This is a genomic window from Streptococcus sp. FSL E2-3494 (assembly GCF_038007085.1).
GTDB lineage: Bacteria > Bacillota > Bacilli > Lactobacillales > Streptococcaceae > Streptococcus > Streptococcus thermophilus.
Window position 1 is genome coordinate 1,378,638 of record NZ_JBBOWN010000001.1, and the last position, 24,522, is coordinate 1,403,159.

At 38.9% G+C, this 24,522-nt stretch carries 20 protein-coding genes, 2 pseudogenes and 1 other annotated feature; of the genes and pseudogenes, 5 read left to right on the forward strand and 17 right to left on the reverse strand.

Going from position 1 to position 24,522, the window contains the following annotated elements:
• Positions 1 to 34: 34 nt before the first annotated feature.
• From dltD to add, 15 genes are all read right to left on the reverse strand, one after another.
• Entirely contained in the window at positions 35 to 1,303 is a 1,269-nt protein-coding gene (gene dltD, locus NST05_RS07120; protein ID WP_084828730.1) for a D-alanyl-lipoteichoic acid biosynthesis protein DltD, read from the reverse strand.
• A complete protein-coding gene (dltC, locus tag NST05_RS07125; RefSeq protein ID WP_084828729.1) occupies positions 1,296 to 1,535 on the reverse strand; it encodes a D-alanine--poly(phosphoribitol) ligase subunit DltC in 240 nt (79 codons plus the stop codon). Before dltC ends, dltD begins: the two co-directional genes overlap by 8 nt.
• A 17-nt stretch (positions 1,536 to 1,552) precedes the next feature.
• Positions 1,553 to 2,800 carry a D-alanyl-lipoteichoic acid biosynthesis protein DltB gene (gene dltB / locus NST05_RS07130; protein WP_084828728.1) on the reverse strand — a complete coding sequence of 416 codons (1,248 nt, stop codon included), beginning with the start codon at positions 2,798 to 2,800 and terminating at the stop codon, positions 1,553 to 1,555.
• Positions 2,797 to 4,347 (reverse strand): D-alanine--poly(phosphoribitol) ligase subunit DltA, encoded by a 1,551-nt coding sequence (gene dltA / locus NST05_RS07135; protein WP_011681022.1) that lies wholly within the window; start codon positions 4,345 to 4,347, stop codon positions 2,797 to 2,799. The genes dltB and dltA overlap by 4 nt, the downstream gene beginning before the upstream one ends.
• 8 nt (positions 4,348 to 4,355) lie before the next feature.
• Positions 4,356 to 4,487: a teichoic acid D-Ala incorporation-associated protein DltX gene (locus tag NST05_RS07140; protein WP_002885174.1), complete on the reverse strand. Its 132-nt coding sequence runs from the start codon at positions 4,485 to 4,487 to the stop codon at positions 4,356 to 4,358.
• A gap of 177 nt (positions 4,488 to 4,664) precedes the next feature.
• Positions 4,665 to 6,413 carry an ABC transporter ATP-binding protein gene (locus NST05_RS07145; protein WP_011681020.1) on the reverse strand — a complete coding sequence of 583 codons (1,749 nt, stop codon included), beginning with the start codon at positions 6,411 to 6,413 and terminating at the stop codon, positions 4,665 to 4,667.
• Entirely contained in the window at positions 6,403 to 8,142 is a 1,740-nt protein-coding gene (locus NST05_RS07150; RefSeq protein ID WP_011681019.1) for an ABC transporter ATP-binding protein, read from the reverse strand. Before NST05_RS07150 ends, NST05_RS07145 begins: the two co-directional genes overlap by 11 nt.
• 32 nt (positions 8,143 to 8,174) lie before the next feature.
• Complete coding sequence (locus NST05_RS07155) at positions 8,175 to 8,786, reverse strand: lysozyme family protein (protein ID WP_041827329.1); 612 nt, start codon at positions 8,784 to 8,786, stop codon at positions 8,175 to 8,177.
• A 1-nt stretch (position 8,787) separates the two neighbouring features.
• Positions 8,788 to 9,765, reverse strand: a complete 978-nt coding sequence (locus NST05_RS07160) for a nucleoid-associated protein (RefSeq protein ID WP_014608183.1) — start codon at positions 9,763 to 9,765, stop codon at positions 8,788 to 8,790.
• Between the two features lie 6 nt (positions 9,766 to 9,771).
• Complete coding sequence (gene glyA, locus NST05_RS07165) at positions 9,772 to 11,022, reverse strand: serine hydroxymethyltransferase (protein WP_111679543.1); 1,251 nt, start codon at positions 11,020 to 11,022, stop codon at positions 9,772 to 9,774.
• 94 nt (positions 11,023 to 11,116) lie between these two features.
• Positions 11,117 to 11,722: an L-threonylcarbamoyladenylate synthase gene (locus tag NST05_RS07170; RefSeq protein ID WP_011225789.1), complete on the reverse strand. Its 606-nt coding sequence runs from the start codon at positions 11,720 to 11,722 to the stop codon at positions 11,117 to 11,119.
• Entirely contained in the window at positions 11,709 to 12,542 is an 834-nt protein-coding gene (gene prmC / locus NST05_RS07175; RefSeq protein WP_084828726.1) for a peptide chain release factor N(5)-glutamine methyltransferase, read from the reverse strand. The genes NST05_RS07170 and prmC overlap by 14 nt, the downstream gene beginning before the upstream one ends.
• A complete protein-coding gene (gene prfA, locus NST05_RS07180; protein WP_084828725.1) occupies positions 12,539 to 13,618 on the reverse strand; it encodes a peptide chain release factor 1 in 1,080 nt (359 codons plus the stop codon). Before prfA ends, prmC begins: the two co-directional genes overlap by 4 nt.
• Before the next feature lie 36 nt (positions 13,619 to 13,654).
• Positions 13,655 to 14,251, reverse strand: a complete 597-nt coding sequence (locus NST05_RS07185) for a thymidine kinase (RefSeq protein WP_084825915.1) — start codon at positions 14,249 to 14,251, stop codon at positions 13,655 to 13,657.
• 228 nt (positions 14,252 to 14,479) lie between these two features.
• Positions 14,480 to 15,490 (reverse strand): adenosine deaminase, encoded by a 1,011-nt coding sequence (gene add, locus NST05_RS07190; RefSeq protein WP_084828724.1) that lies wholly within the window; start codon positions 15,488 to 15,490, stop codon positions 14,480 to 14,482.
• Between the two features lie 169 nt (positions 15,491 to 15,659).
• Between add and yghU the strand changes: the two genes are divergently transcribed.
• The 4 genes from yghU (at position 15,660) to NST05_RS07210 (ending at position 18,740) form a co-directional block, all read left to right on the forward strand.
• Positions 15,660 to 16,448 (forward strand): glutathione-dependent disulfide-bond oxidoreductase, encoded by a 789-nt coding sequence (gene yghU, locus NST05_RS07195; protein WP_084828723.1) that lies wholly within the window; start codon positions 15,660 to 15,662, stop codon positions 16,446 to 16,448.
• Positions 16,449 to 16,528: 80 nt separating this feature from the next.
• A complete protein-coding gene (locus tag NST05_RS07200; protein WP_084829515.1) occupies positions 16,529 to 17,473 on the forward strand; it encodes a DHH family phosphoesterase in 945 nt (314 codons plus the stop codon).
• Positions 17,460 to 18,392, forward strand: coding sequence for an FAD:protein FMN transferase (locus tag NST05_RS07205; RefSeq protein ID WP_084829514.1), 933 nt, complete (start codon positions 17,460 to 17,462; stop codon positions 18,390 to 18,392). Before NST05_RS07200 ends, NST05_RS07205 begins: the two co-directional genes overlap by 14 nt.
• A gap of 105 nt (positions 18,393 to 18,497) precedes the next feature.
• Positions 18,498 to 18,740, forward strand: a complete 243-nt coding sequence (locus NST05_RS07210; protein WP_002945948.1) for a type B 50S ribosomal protein L31 — start codon at positions 18,498 to 18,500, stop codon at positions 18,738 to 18,740.
• A 122-nt stretch (positions 18,741 to 18,862) separates the two neighbouring features.
• Here NST05_RS07210 and NST05_RS07215 read toward each other — a convergent pair.
• Positions 18,863 to 20,127 (reverse strand): annotated as a pseudogene (locus tag NST05_RS07215) (NRAMP family divalent metal transporter).
• Positions 20,128 to 20,355: 228 nt separating this feature from the next.
• Here NST05_RS07215 and NST05_RS07220 point away from each other — a divergent pair.
• A pseudogene (locus tag NST05_RS07220) lies at positions 20,356 to 21,227 on the forward strand (ISL3 family transposase); the annotation flags it as partial.
• A 125-nt stretch (positions 21,228 to 21,352) separates the two neighbouring features.
• Here the strand turns inward: NST05_RS07220 and ileS are convergent.
• A complete protein-coding gene (ileS, locus tag NST05_RS07225) occupies positions 21,353 to 24,142 on the reverse strand; it encodes an isoleucine--tRNA ligase (protein ID WP_100273363.1) in 2,790 nt (929 codons plus the stop codon).
• A gap of 49 nt (positions 24,143 to 24,191) precedes the next feature.
• Positions 24,192 to 24,403, reverse strand: a binding site (T-box leader).
• Between the last annotated feature and the right edge of the window lie 119 nt (positions 24,404 to 24,522).

A 24,522-nucleotide genomic window follows, 5' to 3' on the forward strand; every position in this document is an offset into this window, starting at 1 on the left:
TGGGGTCAGTACAAATCGAGCTTTTTTCTTTATGTTAATTAAACTGACTAGGAGTTCCTGTATATCCTGACCAGTCCTTACTATAAAAGCGATCATTCAATTTATAGCTAGGTGCAGGTGTTGGATTACTAACGAAAGAATCAACGACCCTGTCAAAGGCTACCCAACCTTTCCAGCCCATATGAATAGTGTCTTGCATAAAGTAAGGTTGATCGCCATCTTTTGAGAAATCTGCAATATTGGTAAATCCTTGACTTTCCAATTGATAACGGATTTTAGAAACCGTAGCATCATACATGTCCTGATTAAGTCCAGTATAAGCCATCCACTTGCTATTAACAGGTGGAATGACAAATATGACATTTGTATTTGACTTGGCAAATTGATTAAGAACCAGCTGTAAATCACCATATTCTTGAGAAACTTCATAGGAAAGATTTTTCTGGAAACCTTTAAGTTTACCAATCTTCTTAGATAAGCGTTCCTTATAAAAACGGTCATCAATTCCAAAGTCATTTGATTTGGTATGTGCTTCTGCATCTCTTACAGCAAGCTGATCAAGGGCATCATAAGAGAATTGGTCTGGTAACTCTTTAAGATAAGGAAGAACCTTCTTGTCATAATTAGCGTTATTTGACGCTGCTAAAGGGCTAAACAAGCTATCTTCTCGCCTATTTAGCTCTGCCATGAATTGAATATAGGTTTTATCGACAGTATTGAGATCTTGTCCTTTGGCCACTTTAGAAAGTTGAGATTTCATCGTTATCTCAGGTTTCATCTCTAAGATACGTTTAGCAGCATACTGTGAATTTGCATCCGTCTGATTTTGACTTAGGAAACTACTAAGTTGGTCGTTATTAAAGAACTGCTGAAAAGCTGCAGAATTATAACCTTTTTTAGTGAACCATTGCGGAGACAAGACGTACACAGCTGTACCGTTTTGTAATTCTGGAAGCATTTGTTGCATTCCCAAATAATGATTTAGAGAAGCTGACCCACGTTGTCCAATAAAGTATGGGCGATAGTTACGGTCGTATTTCTCTGCTAAAACAGCTGGATGAAGGGCATCAAAACGTAACCACTCACTAGACCCAAAGAAAGGTACAAAACGATGATTCTGGTCTGAAAGAGCGGTAGTTTTATTTTTCCGACTTTTAAAGTTCTCATTCGTCAGCGTTACTGCACTACGTTTTTCAGCCTCATAACTATATTTTCTGCCTTGTGGGTAGGCATATATAACTACTACTACCAAAACCAGGGCACAAATTACTGGACCAAAAATCTGCCATAAACGCTTAAGCATTGCGAAGCTCCGTTACCCCTTCAACAATCTTATTAGCTGTGTTCCAATCATCACGACCAAATTCTGAAACTGGGACACGAATATCAAAACGTGATTCCAATTCAACGATAAGTTCAACAGTTCCCATTGAATCAAGAACACCAGCATCAAAAAGGTCTTCATCCATCATGTCAGATACATCTTCCATGAACAGTTCATCAATAATTTCAATGACTTCTGCTTTTATATCCATTTTTAAATTTCCTTTACTTATTTTTTAGTGAACCAGAGATCATTCAAGAATCCAGAGAAAATCAAGAATGATAGCATAACTGTATTAAATGTGATAAAGATTCCCAAAGCCTTGGTCCATTTATTTTCGGGAAGAGGCTTAAGTCCTGCTTTTTTACGATCTTTATTAATGGTTTTCTTTTTACGTAACCAAGCATCGTTAATACCTAGACCAATACCATGAAATATACCATAAGCAATATAGTACCAAGTAATCCCATGCCAAAATCCCATAACCATCATATTGATGATATAAGCAACATTCGATGTGGTGTTACGATTTTTGAAAACCTTATTTCGCATGAGTACTATGACTAAGCGCATAAAGACAAAATCACGGAACCAAAACGACAGACTCATATGCCAGCGATTCCAAAATTCCTTCATATCACGGGAAATGAACGGTTTGTCAAAGTTAATAGGACTCTTAATCCCCATTAGATTTGAAACTGCGAGAGCAAACATTGAGTAACCCGCAAAGTCAAAGAAGAGATCAAACCCATAAACGTACATAAAACCTAGTGTGGGTAGATTAAAGATACCGCCTTGGCTCAATGCTTGTGCTTTTAATGGTGGTAAAAGCATACTCCCGAAAATCTGAGCTAAAACAAACTTATAAAGAAAACCAAGCATAATATATTTTACAGCTTGCTCTAACATGTTCAGCAGCTCGTCACGATTAGGAATTGACTGATAATCTTCATTAAAACGTTTGAAGCGATCAATGGGACCACTTGTGAAGGTCGGCATAAAGAGCATGAAGCGGAGGAATTCCCCTAGTGTGAACTCTTTAAGAACTCCATCACGCATCTCGATAATCATACCAACCGCACGGAAGGTTAAATAAGAGATGCCGAGAAAGTTTAAAAGTGACTGGGTTCCGTTAATGATAGGCTCTACCTTAACAAGAATCAAGGGAAGAACAACAAGAAACGAGTGCAAATAGAAGACCCATTTATTATCCCTTTGACTACGATAACGTTTGTATGAGTATACCCAGATGATTTGCCAGACAATATAGAAAAGCAAAGCTAAGATTTGGCTAGCATGGGTACCTGTCAGAGCAAGAACGATAAAGGTAATACTTACCAAGCATTCATAAATAGCAAAGCGCTTTTTAAAGAATAGACCTATAAAGATTGGTAATAAGGCTATTCCAAGATAGATGAAATAGAAAGGATTACCGTAGGGTTCTAAATGGGGAAGCTGTTTCAAGAAGTCTATCATCGGTTATTAACCTCACTGATGAGTCCCTTGATATCAATTTTCCCATTTGGTGTAAGAGGCAAGCTCTCACGATAGAGGAACTTAGTAGGCATCATGTATGACATCATGATATCTTCCAAGTCAGCTTTGATAGCCTTAGTAATATCGATGTCACGCTCAAACTGGTCACGTACGCCATCCTTAAGAATCACATAAGCCAAGAGGTTCTGAACCTTATGGTCTTTGTTATAACGTGGGACAGCTACTGCTGAATCGATATACTTAGACTTATTAAGGTTTTGGGAAACATCTTCTAACTCAATACGGAAACCATTAAATTTAATCTGAAAGTCCATACGACCACTGTAAAGAAGGAGACCCTCATCAGTCATAGTACCCACATCACCAGTATGGTAAGCAGGTAGACCATTAAACTCGAAGAAGGCTTCCGCAGTCTTTTCAGGATTATTCATATAACCTTTTGAAACTGCAGGACCCGATACGATAATTTCACCCTGCTGACCATTTGGAAGGATATTACCGTCTTCATCGATAATATAAGTTGGTGAATCTTCCTTGGTATAACCAATCGGTAGACGATTAAGAGTAGCTAGCATCTCATCAGTTACCGCTACTGCTGACAAGGCAACAGTAGCCTCAGTTGGTCCATAAGCATTGACAATACGTGCTTCTGGGAAACGTTGGCGGAGTTTCTGAGCAGTCTTGACAGTCAACTCTTCCCCATCGAAATAGAAATGCGTAATTTCTGGCATCTTCTCTGCATTGAAGTCTTCAGACAACATTGCCATATCTGCAAATGATGGCGTGGATGTCCAAATGGCAATTGGAAGTGAAAAGATAGTTTCAAATAGTTGCTTGAAGTCCTGAGTAATAGCTGAAGGAAGCGCATAGAGTGTTCCTCCAAGTGCCAAAGTTGGCGCCCAGTACATTACTGATAGGTCAAATGAATAAGGCGGTTGAGCCAACATTTGAGGACGTTTTGGAGTCGCAAATTCCTTGTCTGTAATCATCCAGTTGGTGAAACTAAGAAGGTTATTATGCGAAATCTGAACTCCTTTAGGTTTACCTGTAGTCCCTGATGTGAAGATGATGTAATAAGTATCATCACCTTTAACAGGGTGGGTTACTTCATAAGTAGTCTTGTTAGCAAAACTTTCCTTCACTTGATCCAATGTCAAGATTGATGCTTTAACATCCTCTAGTGGGAAGGCGTTAATAGCAATAATCAGACTCGGCTCTGCCACTTCAACAATAGCTGTCACGCGCTCAAGAGCTGAGTGACTATCAATTGGTATATAGGCGTGACCAGATTTAGTTAAAGCTACGAAAGTTGCCAACATTTCATATTCTTGACCGCCATAAACTACAACAGGTGATTTTTCTGGGATATCAAGGCTATCAATCTTAGCAGCTAAACTATCCGAATCGGCTTTCAAATCGCCGTAAGTATGGACTTCCCCTAAAATATTGTAAACAGGAAAGTCGGGTTGTGATTGAGCAAACTGCTCAATCGTTTCAATCATATCTTTAATTTTTGTACTCGTCATTATTCTTCCTAAAATTCGTTATAGATAAAATTACCTTGACCTTGTCCTAGGTAATTGTAGAGATAAATTAGGGCCATAAAAATGGCGAAATAAAGCAAAGTTTGTCCTAAAAAGACGAGGACATTTTTGTGTTTTAACATTCTAATTTTTGATACCTTTTTTATATAACATCCTTTATATTTTACCATCTTATCGGTATTTTTTCCAATAAAAAAGAAAAAATAAATCAATTTCATTTCTTTTTCATCTCTTACTTTCATTAATAAATAATACATTTAATAGCAAAAAAAAAACAGAGCCTAAACGCTCTGAAATTTTTAATTATTTTGTGTTTTTTGGGCTGTCTGCATACGATAGTACATTCCCTTAGTCCTCATTAATTGATTATGTGTTCCATGTTCAACGATATCACCATTATTCATTACCAAAATAAGGTCTGCATTCTCAATGGTAGATAATCTATGAGCAATAATGAAACTCGTCCGACCTTTCATCAGTTTAGCAAAAGCTTCTTGAATAAGGAGCTCCGTACGGGTATCAATACTTGATGTTGCTTCATCCAAAATAAGAATTTTAGGAACATTGACAAATATACGAGCAATAGTTAGTAACTGACGTTGACCTTGTGAAAGAGATTGCCCTGCATCTCTCAAGAAAGTGTCATAGCCTAGAGGTAATTGTTTAATAAAGAAATCAGCATTAGCTGCTTTGGCTGCTGCAACTACTTCCTCTCGACTAGCTTTTGGATTGCCATAGGCAATATTATCATGGATAGTAGCTACTTTAAGCCAAGTTTCTTGTAGAACCATCCCAATCTGCTTGCGAAGACTCTCACGGGTATAATACGTAATATCTCGACCGTCTAGCAAAATTTGACCCTTATCCAAATCATAAAAACGCATGAGAAGATTAATCAAAGTAGATTTTCCTGCTCCTGTTGGGCCAACAATAGCAACGGTACTCGCAGCAGGAATATCAATACTCAAATCCTTGATAAGAGGTTTATTTTGCAAATAGCCAAATTGAACATGATCAAATTGAAAATGTCCCTGAACTTCTGCTTCGTCCAAAACCGCATTTCCCGTTTCTGGTATTTCATCTTCATCTAAAATCATATATAGACGATCAGCACAGGCTAAAGCACTTTGAAGTTCAGATAGGACAGATGAAATATCATTAAAAGGTTTGGTATACTGAGTGACATAGTTTAGGAAGGTAGTCAATTGTCCCACTGTAAATGTGCCTCCCGACATGATGCGATAGGCACCAACACCTGTAATGAGAGCGTAAAGCAAGCTATTAAAAAAACGTGTAGCTGGGTTAACCGCTGACGAGTAAAAGATGGCTCCCTGTGAATAGTTAGCATACTTACCATTAACCTCATTAAAATTGCGAACCATCTGGTCTTGAGCATTTAGAATTTGTACCAGAGCTTCCTGAGTTAGACTTTCTTCGATCAGCTGAGTCTGTTTGCCTCTCCACTTGGTTTGATTGCGATAGAGTTGATAACTCTTCCTAGCAATGAAACGAGTCACAAGCATTGATAAAGGTGTCATCACTAGAACTAAGAGCATCATGAACCAGTCTAAGCGAGCCATGGTAATGATTATGACAAAGATGGTCAAAAGTCCAACGAAAAATTGATTAAAGAACATAAGGAGACCATTATTCAATTGGTCACTATCTGTAGTCACACGGCTAACCATGTCTCCAGTTCCTTGACGATCAAGATAACTGAATGGAATAGCATGAATTTTCATCATGACTCGTTCACGTAAACTTTCGCTATAAGAATAAATCAATCGATTATAAATCAAAGGGTTAAGCCACTGGATTGCACTATTAGCTAAGATAAGCAAAAACATCTGCCAAATCAAACGTGACATCAAAAAGACAGCATTCATCTTAAGAACAGCATCTACTGCATCGCCAAGCAAAATAGGGAAGTAAACAGTCAAAGCAACTTGAACAATGGTCCCAACAGTTGCTAAGGCAAAGAGGTAACGCTGACTTAGGATATCTTTACATAATCGTTTAAGCGTTGACTTGTTATTTCTAGCCTTCATCAGCGACCACCTTTTGATGTTGAGAATAATGAATGTCTTGATAGATTTTATTAGTGACAAGCAATTCTTCATGATTACCAAGACCAACTTGATGTCCCTTATCAAGTACCAAAATTTGATCAACAGCTTTTAAGCTATTTGTTCTCTGTGAAATAATAATCAAACTAGTTGATTTAAGATTTTCTCTGATAGCCGCTAGTAGACGACTTTCAGTCAAATAATCTAAAGCCGAGGTCGAATCATCCAAAATTAAGAATGGTGCTGGTCGCATCAAAGCACGCGCAATAGTAAGACGCTGACGCTGACCACCCGAAAAATTACGGCCAAAAGACTCCACTGGCTCATCTAAGCCAAGCTCCTTTTCTCTTACAAAATCAGAAGCCTGAGCCATGTCAAGAGCATGCCACAGTTCTTGATCACTTGGTTCGTAATCAAGTCCCAATGACAAGTTTGAACGAATGGTTCCCCTAAACAACTCAGCTTTCTGTGGGACATAGGCAACCCAAGACCGCCACTCTTTGAGATTATTCGGCGACAACTGATTCTTAAAGATAGTCAAACTACCAAACTGAGGTTTATAAAGATTCATAATTAAATTGACCAAGGTCGATTTACCCGAACCTGTACCTCCAATAATCCCCAGAGACTCACCTTCAAAAGTCTTAAAGTCGATTTCTTGTAGCGATGGTTGACTAGCTGTAGGATAAGTAAAAGTCATCTTGTCAATTTCAAGAGCTATGCTTGGTTGATTTGGTTTCTTAATTATTAAAGGCGCTTCAATATCCTCATCTTGAAGATTGAAGATAGCTTGGACTCGTTTTGCCGAAATAAAGCTTTGGTTGAGATTCGTCAACATCATAGCTAATTTAAGGAGCTCCGCCAAAATCTGCAAAAGATAATTAACCAAGGCGATTAGCATACCTTGAGACAAAAGACCACCTTGAATTTGCACATTTCCTTGCCAAAGTATAGCAATTAAGGTCATATTAACAACCAAGAATGTCAAAGGACTAATGAGACTTGATATCACCCCTGTTTTAAGTTGCCACTTCTTCAACTCTTTATTGACAGTGGTAAAGTTATCTAATTCACGCTCACTCTGACCAAAAGCACGAATAACCCTCATCCCCTCGAGTTGTTGACGAGTATTGGTCACAATTGATTCATTAATCAATCGAATCTTAGCATACAGAGGATTGACAATACGACTAGCTAGTACAATTATAAGAGACAATACCAAGACCATACCAATAAACCATAAGGTTAAACGTGGGCTGATACGGAATGCCATAATAATGGCTCCCGTCACAATTATTGGTGCCCTTAAAAAGAGTCTTAAAAACTGATTAATACCTGTTTGAATTTGAAAGGTATCTCCAGTCAAACGTGTTACCAAACTTGAAGTACCTATCTCATCACGCTTTTCCTTTGACAATCGCATTATTTTTGCATACAAATCATTTGTTAAAGCTTGGGCATAGCCAACTGCTGCCCTAGATGAAAAATACTGTGCTGAAATAGCAACGACAACCCCAATCACGGCAAGTCCGAACAAGAGAAAAATCATCATAAACAGATGATTTTGGTCTCTATTTGGAATAGTTATATCGACAATTCCAGCAATCACCATAGGAACTAAGAGTTCGAAACTAGCTTCGATTAATTTAAAAACAGGTCCCAGGATACTATCTTTAACAAATCCTTTGAAATAAACTAATAATGCTTTCATTTGTCTTTCCTTAAGAATGGAGGTGGTTACTCTTAGAGACGAGAGAATATTCGCATCAGAAAGAGATTCAACTGCACTTCTTTGGCGTAATAAATATTTCCACCATTTGTATAAAGTTTTCCCCCACCATAATACATGGCAACAGGTTGATAATAAGTATAGGTTTTCCCACTAGTGTTTCCTAGACTTGGAGCAACGACATCTTTAGAATAGGCATTTGCTAGTTCAACGGTGTTAACACCACCGTTATCAGCAACATAATCAATATAGGTCTTACCAAAGTTATAAGCTTGCACTGCTGTCCAAGGATCGACCTTATGGTGGACAGCTGCTTCAAGATTATCCGAAAGCACCCTCACCCCCTGACGGATACTTTCTTTTTGATCTGTAATGGAGTTGGTCACCCCCGTAGAACTTTCACTGGACTGCATTACGTCGTCTGTCTTTCCCTTGGTTTCTGTGTAAATCATAGCAAGAACCAAATCGACACTAGTTGTATTTTTAATGTCATCCTCTGCTAAGACCTCCTTAACCAGGGATTCATAAGTTAGGACATGTTGGATATTGGCATGGATTCGATAGCATTGGATACTTATTATGAACACTACGACAAAAACCACCAGACTTCTTATCCATTTAAACATATTATTTATTGACGATATCCTCGATATTTTTGATGAGAATAGAGTAGGTGCCATCAGGATTTTGAATAAATTCAACACTATCAGCATCCTGATAAACGTTATTCGGCACAATTAACTCAATCCCATTTGATAACGATAGTTTTTGATTCTCCAATTTTTTAATTTGACGAGAATGGTCAATATCTGAAACCGAAATGGGTTCAGGAATAGCTTCTTTTAGCTCATCAACGAAGGTCAAACGAGCAGTCAAATTATTATCAAAGAGCTGGTCCGCTAATTTTTCAGGTGACAACTCTTGATCTTCTTCCAAATTATTGAAAATAGCAGATTTCATTTTTCCTTGGAAGTTAAAGTCATCCTGATTGAAATTCTCAGCAATCTTCTGAGCAGTATCTTCAACCATCTTAATCGATTTTTTAACAGACTGCTCAGGTTGGACCTGCAACAGATTTTCAGAGAAATAATTGGCAAAACTACCATTATGCTTAATACGTTTTTCAATCAGATAATACTGCTTACTACTACGGTTGATAACCAAAGCTTCATCTGGTGTCTGGGCCGCAGAAGGCAGATTATTTTGTGACAACTGAATAGGATGCTGACTATTTCCCAAAGAATGAACCAAACTATCCTTAAGAGCAATGCGCAAGAAAGCAAAATATTCTTGACCTTCTTTATCAAACTGAATAAAGACCAAATCATTGGTCTTTTGATCTTCAGAAATGACAAATTCTTCCTTCCAAAGTTTGGAAATTTTGACTGAACTTTCCATCAAATCATTTCCTATATGACTGATGAAAACATTCTCTGTATCGAAATACCCTCGTTTAGCCTCATCAGAAAAAACCTTAGAGAGTTTCTTTCTAAAATACTCATCTAAACGTGGCGTTATTTCAATAGGTGATTCTGCCAAAACCAGCTCCGTATCATTTGGCGAAAACTGATGAATGATAATGCGTTTAATATATAGATCTAACATAATTTATTAATAGAGTGGGAAAGCATATGTAAGAACTTTAACATCTCCACGAATGCGTTCCAAAACTTCAGGTTTATCGTGATTTTCTAAAGCTTCAACCATCCACTCTGCAATCTGACGGCTCTCAGCTTCACCCATACCACGGCTTGTAATTGCTGGACTACCGACACGAATACCAGATGTTTTGAATGGAGATAACTGCTCATAAGGAATACTATTTTTGTTCAAAGTAATATTTACTTCTTCAAGAACGTTTTGCGCAACCTTACCATTTTCGACAACTTTAGTAACATCAACCAAGAAGAGATGATTATTAGTTCCACCTGAGATTACTCGGAAATCTGGATGTTGGTTGAAAACGTCCGCCATGGCAGCAGCATTCTTGATAACATTTTCACCGTATTCCTTAAAGGCAGGGTCAAGTGCTTCTTTAAGAGCGACAGCCTTGGCAGCAATAACGTGTTCCAGTGGGCCACCTTGCAAACCAGGGAAGACCGCAGAATTCAATTTCTTAGCGATATCTTCATCATCAGTCAAAATCAAACCACCACGAGGTCCACGAAGTGTCTTGTGGGTTGTTGTAGTTGTCACATGTGCATAAGGAACCGGACTTGGATGATGACCAGAGGCTACAAGACCTGCAATGTGAGCCATATCTACCATGAGGTAAGCACCTACAGCATCAGCGATTTCACGGAATTTAGCAAAATCAATGATACGTGAGTATGCTGAAGCCCCTGCCACGATAAGTTTGGGTCTCACTTCTTTTGCTTGAGCAAGGATAGCATCATAATCAAGAAGTTCACTTTCCTTATCAACATTGTAAGACACAAAGTTATAGGTCTTACCAGAGAAACTAACTGGTGCACCGTGTGTCAAGTGACCACCCGCTGACAAATCCATCCCCATAACTGTATCACCAGGTTGGATTAAAGACATGTAAACAGCAGCATTGGCTTGGCTACCTGAGTGAGGTTGCACGTTAGCAAATTTTGCCCCAAAAAGTTTCTTAGCACGTTCAATGGCAAGAGTCTCAACCACATCAATAACGGCTGTACCACCATAGTAACGTTTACCTGGATAGCCTTCTGCGTATTTGTTAGTCAAGAGCGTTCCTTGAGCAGCCATAACGGCTTTAGAAACCACGTTTTCAGAGGCAATCAATTCAATATTATTTTGTTGGCGTTCTGCCTCAGCATCGATGGCGTTCCATAGTTCAGGGTCAAATGCTTTGTAATCTTCTTTATCAAAAATCATTGAGGTCTCCTTTGAGGTCTAATGGGCTTTCAAACAACTCACCCACAAACAGTCGAAAGTTATCTCACTCTTTCTTAAGTCTCTGTTAGTCATTTTATTCCATAGTCAACTCTGGAAGAGCTGCCAATAGGTCATCTTTTGTTATTTTCCCTTGTCTGAGAATCCTAGCAGGTGAAACCGACAAATCCAAAATCGTCGAATCTACACCTAACAAGGCATTATCATCCTGATAGCCAGTCACCTGAAAATCAAATTGCGCTCTAATATCGTCGAAATGACGACCGCTTTCCTTCCCAGACTTATTGGCTGATGGACCAATCAAAGGCCCCTCAGCTTGAATCAACTCTCTAGTTACGGGATGGTTTGGTAATCGAAATCCAACCGTTGCCAATCCTGAATTAATCCATCTAGGTACTTGATCATTAGCTTTTAAGATGATGGTCAGAGGTCCAGGCAAAAAAGCATCGTACAATTGTTTCAAATACTTGGGTTGCTCCTTTGAATAGAAGAGGATATCTTCATACGAGGCTACATTCAAATTCATGGCTTTGTCTCTAGGCCGATTTTTTAGCTCATAAACATAATCGACTGCCTTCTCATCCAAAGCCTTGGCAAACAGACCATATACGGTCTCTGTAGGGAGAACAACGGCCTCACCATTATTTAAAATTTCTCTTAACTGTTTCTTACTTTCCATCATCCATCACGACCATTCTATCCTGTCCAAATTGATCCTTAAGGATACGCACATGCTTATCTGGAAAATGTAGTGACAAAAGTTTCCTTAAATCTTCGCCTTGCTTATAGCCTATCTCAAAATAGAGTTTTCCTTGAGAATTTAGATACTTATCTGCGTCCTCAAGGATTTGTCTATAAATGGCAAGTCCATCTTCATCAGCAAACAAGGCCATCTTGGGCTCGCTAGTCAAGACATTTAAACCAACTTCGTCCTTATCATTTTCAGAAATATAAGGAGGATTCGACACAATAATATCAAAACTACCGGAGACATTTTCAAAAACATCCGATAGAACAAAGCTGATATCTACCTGATTTAGCTTAGCATTATCCTTAGCAAGTACCAAAGCGTCAGCTGATAAGTCACTAGCCGTCACTTGCCACATAGGACGACTCTTTTTCAGGGAGACCGCAATAGCACCACTGCCAGTGCCTATATCAAGAACCTTGAGCTCTGTGTTCGGGTTTTCTGCCAAAATTAGGTCCACTAATTCCTCAGTTTCAGGACGAGGAATCAAAACACGCTCATCAACATGAAAACGTAGACCATGAAATTCCTCATAACCTAAAATATATTGGGCAGGCTTGTGAGCCGTAAGTTGCGTGAAAATATGAGCTAAAAGATTTCCTTCTTCCTCCGAAACTTCCTGTCTCAATTGAAGAACAAAATGAGTCAAATCCCATTGTTTCAAACCACGATAAACAAAGGAAAGGGCCTCAGGTTCTTCACCGATAGCTTCAAGTTCCTTCTCATAACCGGCCAGGACATCCGCTAAAATCATTTATTAAGCTCTTCCAATTTTTGTGTTTGATCGTAAAGAACCAAAGCATCGATTATTTCATCCATTTTACCAGCCAAAATCGTATCTAATTTTTGAAGGGTCAAACCAATACGGTGGTCTGTGACACGGTTCTGTGGAAAATTATAAGTACGGATACGCTCTGAACGATCCCCTGTACCAACTGTAGATTTACGCTCTGCATCTTGCTCATCTTGAGCAATTTGTGCAAAATGGTCCGCAACACGCGCACGGATAATCTTCAGGGCTTTATCACGGTTTTTCTGTTGGGTACGTTCTTCTTGCATCTCAACTTTAATTCCAGTAGGAATGTGAACCATACGCACCGCAGTTGCAACCTTATTGACGTTCTGTCCACCGGCACCAGAGGCGTGATAAATATCGACACGAAGATCCTTAGGATCGATTTCGTACTCCATTTCTTCAACTTCTGGCATTACCAAAACAGTTGCTGTAGAGGTATGAACACGACCTTGACTTTCAGTCACAGGGACACGTTGTACACGATGTGCTCCAGACTCATATTTGAGTTTAGAGTAGACTGATTGTCCTGAAACCATGGCAACCACTTCCTTGATACCACCAACACCATTGTATGATGCTTCCATTACTTCAAAGCGCCACCCTTGTGTTTCAGCGTATTTTTGGTACATAGCTAGGAGGTCACCCGCAAACAAGGCAGCCTCATCTCCCCCAGCAGCCCCACGAATTTCAAGGATGATATTCTTGTCGTCATTAGGGTCTTTTGGTAAGAGGAGAATTTTCAAGCGTTCTTCATACTCTTCTTTAGCTGCTTTGGATTCTTTAAGTTCTTCCTTAGCCATTTCTTCCAAATCAGCATCACCACTAGCTTCCTTAATCATCTCTTCAGCATCTGAGATATTTTGGATAACTTGCTTGTACTCACGGTAAGCTATGACAGTTTCACGGGTGTTAGCCTCTTCACGCGACAACTCCATGAAGCGTTTGGTGTCTGATACAACTTCAGGGTCGCTAAGCAATTCGCCCAATTCCTCATAACGGTCTTCAACCGCCTGCAACTGATCATAAATGTTCATTTGTTATTTTTCTCCTTATATACCTGATAGTTATCTTTAATTCTGTTTCAAAGGAACTATTCTTTCTCGAGGCGGATTAAACCAATGTTTTCGGCAAACCGAGATATAACTTTCGTGACCTCCAATTTGTACCTGTACCCCCTCATAGACTGGCTCACCATCTTCCATTCGTAGAACCATGGTTGCCTTTCTCGAACAGTAGTGACATATGGTCTTAATCTCTTCGATTTTATCAGACAAAAGCAAGAGATACTTAGATCCTTCAAATAGATTGTTTTGAAAATCATTTTTGAGACCAAATGCCATAACTGGGATATCTAACTCGTCAACAATTCGTGCCAAATCATAGACATTTGCACGAGTTAGAAACTGTGCTTCATCAATCAAAACGCAATAAGGCCGCGGACTCATATCATCAATGTAAGCAAAAATATCCGTGTCATTCCCAATTGGATAAGCCTTACGTCTCATACCAATACGACTGGAGATATAGCCGACCTCGTCTCGATCATCTAATCGACTGGTCAGTAGCACTACCGGCTTTCCTTGCTCTTCGTAATTATATGCAACCTTAAGAATCTCAATGGATTTCCCAGAATTCATGGTTCCATAGCGAAAATAAAGTTGTGCCACACCAGACTCCTCTAAAATTTTTATTGTACCTATTTTATCATAATTTTAAGCGCAAAAGGGAGAGAGTCCGAACAATTTTTGAAAAAAAGTTCGTCTTACTCCCTTAATTATAAAGTGGGACTAAAAAGTAACTTAAAACTTTTCAATAATCTTCTCTTGTGAAACTCCTCAACTCTAAAATACTATTTGAGGTCCTACTAAATAAGAAGTATCGTTACTACCACTTCCTTATGAATAGGCTTTAGCTAATCGTGAAAGGAGTTCTTCTTTCTCTTCATCACTAGCAAAGGAAGCTTCAATCGCTGTCTTATTATGTGCATAGAAATCTTGAACTGTGCTATCAAAATACTTGTGATAGAGTTCGTATTCCTTAGTTAAATTTGTATCAGAAACCGTACGATTGTCTGTATTAATCGTAATGTTAGCACCTGCTGCTTTCATTTTAAGGTATGGAAAATCATTAACAGTCACTGCTGCCTTGGTCTGTAGATTACTTGTTAAGCATAACTCACCCGTCAGACCGTTTTTGACAAATTCATCCAAAAGTTCTGGTTCTTGAGCCAGGATAGTCGCATGACCATTACGCTTAATTCCCATAGCAATTGACTCAGCAAGAAAAGCCGGACAGCCACACTCACCAGCATGAAAGGTCATAGGACGGTTGTAACTTTTGACTTGTTCAATAAGAGGTTTAATAGCTGCAGGTCCATAATTAAGCTCATCCCCAGCGAAATCAAAACCAACAAAGTCACTATCTCTGACTTGATTAGCTTCATCAAGAATACGAGCTGTTAATGATTGATCTGATTGGCGCATGCCACAAACCAGTGCCTTAGCAATAATACCAAATTCTTCTTGAGCTTGACGTAATCCTTGACAAACAGCATCAATTGTCTCAGTGACAGTCAATCCCTTATCCATCGACAATTCTGGTGCGAATCTCACTTCAATATAGATAACATTTTCTAAAGCAGCTTGTTTGGCAACATCATAAGCAGCAATAGTTAAAGCCTCATTAGTTTGTAGTAAGGGGCGAATATAATCAAAGGACTCTAAATATTCTAGGAGACTCTCACAGGTAACCGGCGCTGTCACGTGCTGTTTGAGCTCCTCATCATCCTCAGGCAAATCAATCTGTGCCAACTCAGCTAGGTGACGAATGGTACTTAAAGATAAAGAACCGTCCAAATGGCAGTGCAATTCTATTTTAACCAACTTATGAAAGTCAATAGCAGTCATATTTCTTTTCCTCTCTAAATAATATTCTATTAATTCAGATAAAATGATTTATAATCTTATCTTACCTATCAAGAATCAATATGTCTTCTCCAAAAGAACGTAGTCGATTCTTGAAATGCCATCAGAATTTTGTTAGGATGTGACTATCAAGAATACAAGGAGAAACTTTATGTCTGACTATATTTTACCAGAAGTTTGGGAAAATCCAACCTCTATGGGAGGTGCCTGGGGTGGCCTCAATCAACCTACAGCTGGTGCACGTTTTGAACAAACTTTACCTAAAGGTGACCAACCTTTCCAGCTCTATACTTTCCCAACACCAAATGGTATCAAGGCAACTATCATGCTAGAAGAACTGAAGGAATTTGGTGTGACTCAAGCGGGTTATGACGCTTATCGTATTAAGATTGGTGACGGTGACCAATTCGGCTCAGACTTTGTTGCAATTAATCCAAACTCAAAGATTCCAGCCATGATGGATTATTCTGAAGACCAACCAGTTCGTGTCTTTGAATCAGCTAACATCCTCCTTTACTTGGCTGAAAAATTTGGCAAACTCATTCCAACTGATCACACAAAACGTACGGAAGTTCTCAACTGGCTCTTTTGGCAAACAGGTGCTGCTCCTTTTCTAGGTGGTGGCTTTGGGCACTTCTTCCACTATGCACCTGAAAAAATCGAATATGCCGTCAACCGTTTTGCCATGGAAGCCAAACGCCAACTTGACTTGCTTGATAAAGAATTAGCAACTAAACCTTACATTTCTGGTGATGAATACACTATCGCTGATATCGCAATCTGGTCTTGGTATGGCCGTCTTGCTCAAGATAAGATTTGGGACAAGGCTGGTATTTTCCTTGATGTAAAAGAATACAAGCACCTTCAAGCATGGACTGAGAAGATTGCTAACCGTCCAGCAGTTAAACGCGGACTTGAAGTCGAATATAAAGAGATCTAATTTTTGTAACGGTTTGCCTAGGCTAACCGTTTTTCTATAATTTCATGATATAATAAAGGCAAACTCACAAGGAGACAAACATGACTTTATTTCAAGCAATTTTAGAAAAAATCAAATCCTACGACACTATTATTATTCATCGCCACCAACGACCAGACCCCGATGCCATTGGTAGTCAGATAGGGCTAAAAGAAATTTTAAAAACAAACTTCTCAGATAAAAAGATTCTTGCAACAGGTGTCAATGAACCTACCTTATCTTGGATTGCTGAGATGGATGAGGTGCCCGACAATGATTATGAAGGTGCTCTTGTTATTGTTACCGATACAGCCAATACTCCACGTATTGATGATGATCGTTATGATAAGGGAGAATTTCTTATCAAAATTGACCATCATCCTAACGATGATGCTTATGGAGACCTGCTTCTGGTTGATACCTCTGCTTCAAGTGCCAGCGAAATTGTGACCGACTGGGCTCTCACTCTTGGTCTTTCCTTATCAGATGCTGCTGCTCGTGTTCTCTACAATGGTATTGTTGGCGATACGGGGCGATTCCTCTACCCATCTACAACACCTAAAACACTACAAATCGCTGCTAAACTTCGCGAATATGACTTTGATTTTGCATCTATGGCTCGGCGAATGGATAGTTTTCCTTTCAAAATTGCTAAACTTCAAGGCTATGTTTTCGATAATCTTGAAGTTGATGAAAATGGGGCAGCTCGCGTCGTCTTAACTCGAAAAGTTCTTGATGACTTTAATATCACTGATGCTGAGAGTTCTGCTATTGTTGGAACTCCTGGCCGGATTGATAGCGTTGAATCATGGGCTATTTTCGTAGAGCAACCTGAGGGCCATTACCGTGTACGTCTTCGTAGTAAAACCATTGTCATCAATGAAATTGCCAAACGCCATGACGGTGGAGGCCATCCACTTGCTAGTGGAGCCAATTCCTACAGCTTAGAGGAAAACGAACAAATCTATCAAGAAATTAAGGATACTGTTGCCCATGCAACTCACTAATCGTCGTGTACATCTCATGGGGACTGTGATTGATGTCTCCATCTATCATAAACAGCCAGAGCCTCTACTTGATCAAGTTGAAGAGTTGCTTAATCTTTATAATAAGCGTTTTTCCGCCAATGATGACAGTTCCGAACTCATGAAAATTAACAAGGCGGCAGGCTTACATCCTGTGAAGATCCACCCAGAACTTTTTGAACTTATTTCTCTTGGAAAATGGCACAGTTGCCAGCCGGGCAGTCACCTTAATATTGCTATTGGACCTCTCATTCAGACTTGGCGAATCGGCTTTTCTGATGAAAGGCTTCCCTTTCCTGAAGAAATCACTCTGCTCTTAGATATTATTAATCCCAATGCTATCGTTCTATCCGATGAAAATCAAAGCGTCTTTCTCCAAGAAAAAGGCATGAAAATTGATCTTGGTGCTCTGGCAAAAGGTTATATTGCAGATCGTATTGCAGATTATCTTAAAGCTGAAAATGTCACTAGTGCTCTGATTAATCTGGGTGGCAATGTCCTAACATTTGGACCAGCCTTACACAATCCTGATCAAAAATGGCGAATTGGTATTCAAAATCCTAAGGAGACTAGAAATACTAACCTTCTAGTACTTGCCATAAGAGATCAATCTGTAGTTACTTCAGGGATATATGAACGCACTTTTGAGATAGATGGCAAAACCTATCATCATATTTTTGATAGTCAAACTGGCTATCCAGTCTCTAGTGACCTAGCTAGTCTCACCATTATTTCATCTCTCTCAGTGGATGGCGAAATTTGGACCACCCGTTTATTTGGATCAAGTCTCGAGCGCATTTTCCAGGAAGTTAGCTCACAACCTAATCTTGAAGCAATCATAGTTGATAAAGATAATCACTGCTTCCAGACAGCTGGCATATACAAGATTCGACTTTCCTAAAAAATAGTAAAAAAGACTTGTCAAGAAGATTAGCTTTTGATAAACTAAAATAGTTAAAAAAACTATGGTACGGAAAGTACCATGGCAGAAAGGAAATATTTTAACATGAAAAAAGATATCCATCCAGATTACCGTCCAGTAGTATTCATGGACACAACTACTGGTTACCAATTCCTTAGCGGTTCAACTAAACACTCAAACGAAACAGTTGAATTCGAAGGTGAAACTTACCCACTTATCCGTGTAGAAATCTCATCAGATTCTCACCCATTCTACACTGGCCGTCAAAAATTCACACAAGCAGACGGACGCGTGGATCGTTTCAACAAAAAATACGGTCTCAAATAAGCAACCTCTTGTTGTTAAGCCATTTTAATTGGAATGGCTTTTTTCTGTGTTCTCGGCTATAACCTCTCCTTCATATTTAGAATTAAAAAAAACAGCTTCCCAAGGGAAACTGTTTAATCATCTTATCCTGCTTTACCAATAGCCAAAGCCCAGATAAAGAAAATAGCAAATCCAAACAAGAAAATCAAACCTGCAATAGCAAGCCCTTTCAACCAAGTTGGAAGGTTTTTCTTCTCATTTGTAACAAGTACATAGTTCAAAAGCGCAAAGAATGGTGTTGTAAGGAAAGAACCAATCATAGCGAAACGAAGCATTATTGCTACTTGACCTTGGAAGAAGAAAATAATGATAAGACCAAGAATAGATGTCAAGGTCATCCAAACTTTCAAAGGTGACTCATTAGAATCTTCTTTGTTAAACAAAAGACGAAGAGATGTTTCATTCACACGTGAGTAACCATCAATAACTGTAATTACAGTACCGAAGATACACAAGAAAGCAATAAAGGTAATCAAATAACGTGACCAGTTACCAAGTACTGATGCGTACATATCGACAAACTGAGCAATATACTTAGCCGAAGCAGCTTCAACAGGTTTACCAGTTGGATATTGGATAAGGGCACCAAGTGCTACAAAGAATACTGCAAGTATAGCTGTTCCGATATAACCAACGTTAAAGTCAAAGAGTGCGTCTTCGCTATTAAAATCAACTGTTTTCTTTTTCTCAGCTGACCAAAGTGAGTTGATAGCTGAAATCTCAATTGGAGCAGGCATCCATCCAAGAAGTGATACGATAAATGGAAGGGTAACTAGCTGCCATGGTGATTTTTCAACGAAATCAGCTCTGTACTCCGGATGTTTGATTGCCGCAATAACAACTGCTGCTACTGTTGCAATAGTCAAAGCCGACATGATCCATTTAGCCATACCGTCAAGAAATTTGTAACCACCAAAGAGTAACATACCCCAGATAATTGCCACCAAAATAATTGACCATGTAGTAATACTCAAACCAAGCATTGGAAAGGCACTGGCAATGATGGCTGAACATAGAATGGAAACTCCCGCTGTGTTAACTAAGGCTGAAAAGACATTCAAGATGAAGAATACCCAAAGGTAAAATTTTCCCTTTTTAGCGTAACCTTCAACTAAAGTTTTTCCTGTATCTGCGGTATATTCCGCACCAAAACGGAAGAACGGATACTTGAAGACATTGGCAAGAATAACCAGACCTAGTAAGGCCCATCCATAAGAAGCACCCGCTTGAGTTGAGGAAACGATGTGGGAACACCACCTACAGCAGCAGATGCCATTAGGATACCTGGTCCCATTGCTTTTATTTTACTACGCCAGGTAGACTGATTAGTTGCCTCTATTTGTGACATAAAAAATCTCCTAAAACAAATTTTCAGAATAATCTGAATTGGTAATTACCATTTTACACAATTGTTGGAATAATTTCAATAGCTTTTCACATATTTTCTGAAAAATCGGCTCTATAATTTCTGTAGTGGGTAAAACCACTGTAGAGATTATAGAGCTTTTTAAGTATACACAAAAAGTCCCATAAGAACTATAATGAAGAGCGACAAAACCATCATTAGGAAGAACTTATGAGACTTATGAAGAATACCACAAAATTAATCGGAATTAATCGGAATTAAAGACCCTAACATCATTATTTCTCTTGTTTTTGAAACGGATACTCATATCGAGGTTCAAGCAAAACGGGAATACCAATACTACTACGTCTGAAAAAACGTCGTTTCCAGTGTGAAAGTTGTAGGCAAGTCACGGGGTCTGAGACATATATCGTTGAGAAAAACCACCAAATTTCAAATCTAGGCCGACAAAAGGTCTCACAACTCCTCACTGAGAAGATGTCACTCACGGATATTGCCAGAAGACTTCATGTATCAACGTCCACTGTCTATCGCAAACTTGACCAGTTTAATTTCAAGGAACATTATGACAAACTACCAGCTGTTATGTCCTGGGATGAGTTTAGTTTCAAGAAAGGTGAATTCGCTTTTGTGCCTCAAAACTATGAGAACAACAAACTCATACCCATCCTCGATAATCGCCGCCAAACCACTATTCGAAACTTCTTTTTGAAGTATCCATTGAAAGTACGCCAAAAGGTAAGGTTTATCACGATGGATATGTCAGGAGCTTATATGCCACTAGTTCGAAGACTTTTTCTAAATGCCCAAATATCATTATTGATCGTTTCCACATCATCCAGCAGCTTGATCGAGCCTTTTTAAAGAAAAGAATTGCCATTATGAACCAGTTTAATAAGAATTCACTACCTTATTGAGATTAAAAAAATCACTGGTGACTCTCTCAAAAGGACAGCCGTAAGTTATCTTGTAAATCATTTCATTCGAAAACCTTTTGTCAAACCTTAAACCCACATGAAGTCCTTGAGAAGACACTGGATTTCTCAGAAGAGTTCGCTAATTATCACAACCTCTATCACCTTTAGGAAGCGTGTTTTCATCACTCTGAACATTCAAAAAGAGAAGACCTATATGGTCCTCTCTAGATGTTATCTTTTCGTCACCCACTACAGCTAACAAAGAGCAACTCTTTTTAGCTTATTTTGCTTTAAACTTCGAAACCTTCTGCCACAACTTCAGCAAAGTTTTCTTCGATAATGCTAGCACAGTGATTACAGATAGTCGCGTTGTAGCTACGTTCTTTAGTAGTTCGATCAATACGACGACAACGGTCACATACTTCACCTTCAGCACGTTCTACTGTGAATGAAACACCTTGGAATCTTACAGCAGATTCAGGAACATCTCCTTCAGCAATAGTTAGAGCTGAAACAATCAAAAGTTGAGCAAGGTTAGTATTCAAACTTTCAAGAAGTTCTTTTACTTCAGCATCTGGATAGATAGTTAAATGAGCTTCAAGCGATTTACCAATAACTTTTTCATTACGAGCTTCTTCCAAAGCTTTTTGAGCTTTTCCACGGAAGTCCATGAAGGCATTCCATTTTTCAAGAAGTGCATCTTGATTAGCAAAGTCTTCTGCTTCTGGCAACTCTGACAATTGAACATAGTCTTCATTTTCAAATTCAAGATATGACCAAATTTCTTCTGCAGTATGAGGAAGGATTGGAGTCAAGAGTTTTGTAATCTTAACAAGAATATCGTAGAAGACTGTTTGCATTTGACGACGTTCAAGTGATTTAGCACTCTCAATGTAAACGACATCTTTGGCAAAATCAAGATAGAAGGCTGACAATTCAACATTAATGAAGTTAACTAAAGATTTGTAAATAGTCAAGAATTCGAAGTTTTCATAGGCATCACGAATACTCTTAACCAATTGGTTAAAACGAATAGTCATATATTGATCGACAGAGCGCAAATCTTCAAATGCTACTGCATCAGTTGTTGGATTGAAGTCAGAAGTATTAGCAATCAAGAAACGAAGTGTGTTACGAATCTTACGATAAGATTCTGATACTTGGCTAAGGATATCCATTGAGATACGAACATCATTGCTAGTATCTACACTTGTTACCCAAAGACGAAGAATTTCAGCACCAAATTGTTTCTCAACATCACTAGGAGCAATTGTATTTCCAAGAGATTTGGACATCTTTTCACCCTTACCATCAAGTGCAAAACCTTGAGACAAGAGTTGTTTATATGGTGCAACACCATGGTTGGCAACTGAGGTGATAAGTGATGAGTTGAACCAACCACGGTATTGGTCTGAACCTTCGAGATAGAGATCAGCTGGATATGTTAACTCTGGACGGTTTACAACAACACCATTCCATGACGATCCTGAGTCAAACCACACATCCATAATATCATTTTCTTTAGTGAACTCACCATTTGGTGAACCTGGATGTGTAAAACCTTCTGGAAGAAGATCTTTGGCATCACGTTCCCACCAAATAACTGATCCATGCTCTTCAAAAAGTTTAGCTACATGTTCAATCGTTTCTTCAGTCATGATTGGTGTTCTATCTTCAGCATAGAAGATTGGGAGTGGAACACCCCAAGCACGTTGACGAGAAATTACCCAGTCACCACGGTCGCGAATCATGTTGTAAAGACGAACTTTACCCCACTCAGAATGGAATTTAACTTTTTCAATTTCATCCAAGATTTCTTGACGGAATTTAGAAACAGATGCAAACCATTGTGGCACTGCACGCCAGATGATTGGTTTCTTAGTACGCCAGTCAAATGGGTATGAGTGAGAGATTTCTTCTTTCGCAAGAAGTAAATCTCCAAGTTTCTCCATAACAATCGGAGCTACTTTATCGTAGAATTTACCAGCAAAATCAGGACCGGCATTTTCCATCATGATTCCACGTTCGTTAACAGTTACTACAACCTCAAGACCATTAGCAACACCTACGTTATAGTCATCCTCACCAAACCCAGGAGCTGTATGGACGATACCTGTACCAGAGTCTGTTGTAACATGCTCACCAAGAATTACAAGTTCATCAACTTCACTGTCCCAAGGGTGCTCTGTAACGATTTGATTTAATTCATCACCACGGTAAGTATTAAGAACTTCTACTTCTTCCCAAGCAAATTTCTCAGAAAGACTATTTAGCAATTCAGAAGCAACAATAAATTTACGAGTTTCTCCAGCAGGTTTTACAAGAACATACTCAATATCTGCACCTACAGTCAAACCACGTGAGGCTGTCACTGTAAATGGTGTTGTAGTCCAAACAACAATATAAGTATCAGTATCTAAAACACCTTTACCATCTTTAACCTTATTGGCATAGTAAAGAGATGTTGAAACCAAATCATGATATTCAATCTCTGCTTCAGCAAGTGCCGATTCTGATGACCATGACCAGTATACAGGTTTCGCACCTTGATAGATATAACCCTTTTTAGCCATTTGGCCAAAGACACGGATTTGGGCTGCCTCATAGTCTGGTGTCAAGGTAACATAAGGGTTTTCCCAATCAGCTGAAACACCAAGACGTTTGAAATCTTCACGTTGCTTATCAACTTGTGAGAGTGCATAATCACGACACATCTTAAGGTATTCAGCGCGATCAAGTTCTTTACGTTTTACGCCTTGCTTAGCCAATACCTGTTCAATTGGCAAACCATGTGTATCCCACCCAGGAATAAATGGAGCATAGAAACCAGACATTGATTTAGATCGAACAATGATATCCTTAGAAATTTTATTCATCGCATGACCCACGTGAATATTACCATTGGCATAAGGAGGGCCATCATGAAGTGTGAAGTGTGGTTTACCTTGATTCAACTCTTGACGACGTTGATACACTTTCGCTTCTTCCCACTCTTTTTGCCAGATTGGTTCTTTATTAGGAAGTCCAGCACGCATTGGAAAAGCTGTCTTACCTAGATTTAATGTTTCTTTAAGTTTCATTATATCTCCTCTTTAATTTTTTTATACTAAATAAAAAGAGCCTTCATCAAAAAAGGACGAAAGCTCGTGGTACCACCTTAGTTTAGAGCAAGTAACATTGCTCCCTCAAATGTCCGTAAGGAGGACCATCCTTCTAGCTTACTTAATTCAGCTAGAACGCTAGAAAATGATAACTACCCAAATAGGGAATGTAGGACTCACACCATCTCCCACTCGCTGTTAATATATTTGGAAAGTTTTATTTTTCTTATTCGCTAATATTTAATTTAAAAGTTTGTGTTTCATTAAGATCTTTTTCAACAGTTGCTTCTTGTTCCGAATCATTGTCCTCGTCTACAGGTGCAGAAATTGGAAAATTAGCTACTTCACTTTCGAATGAA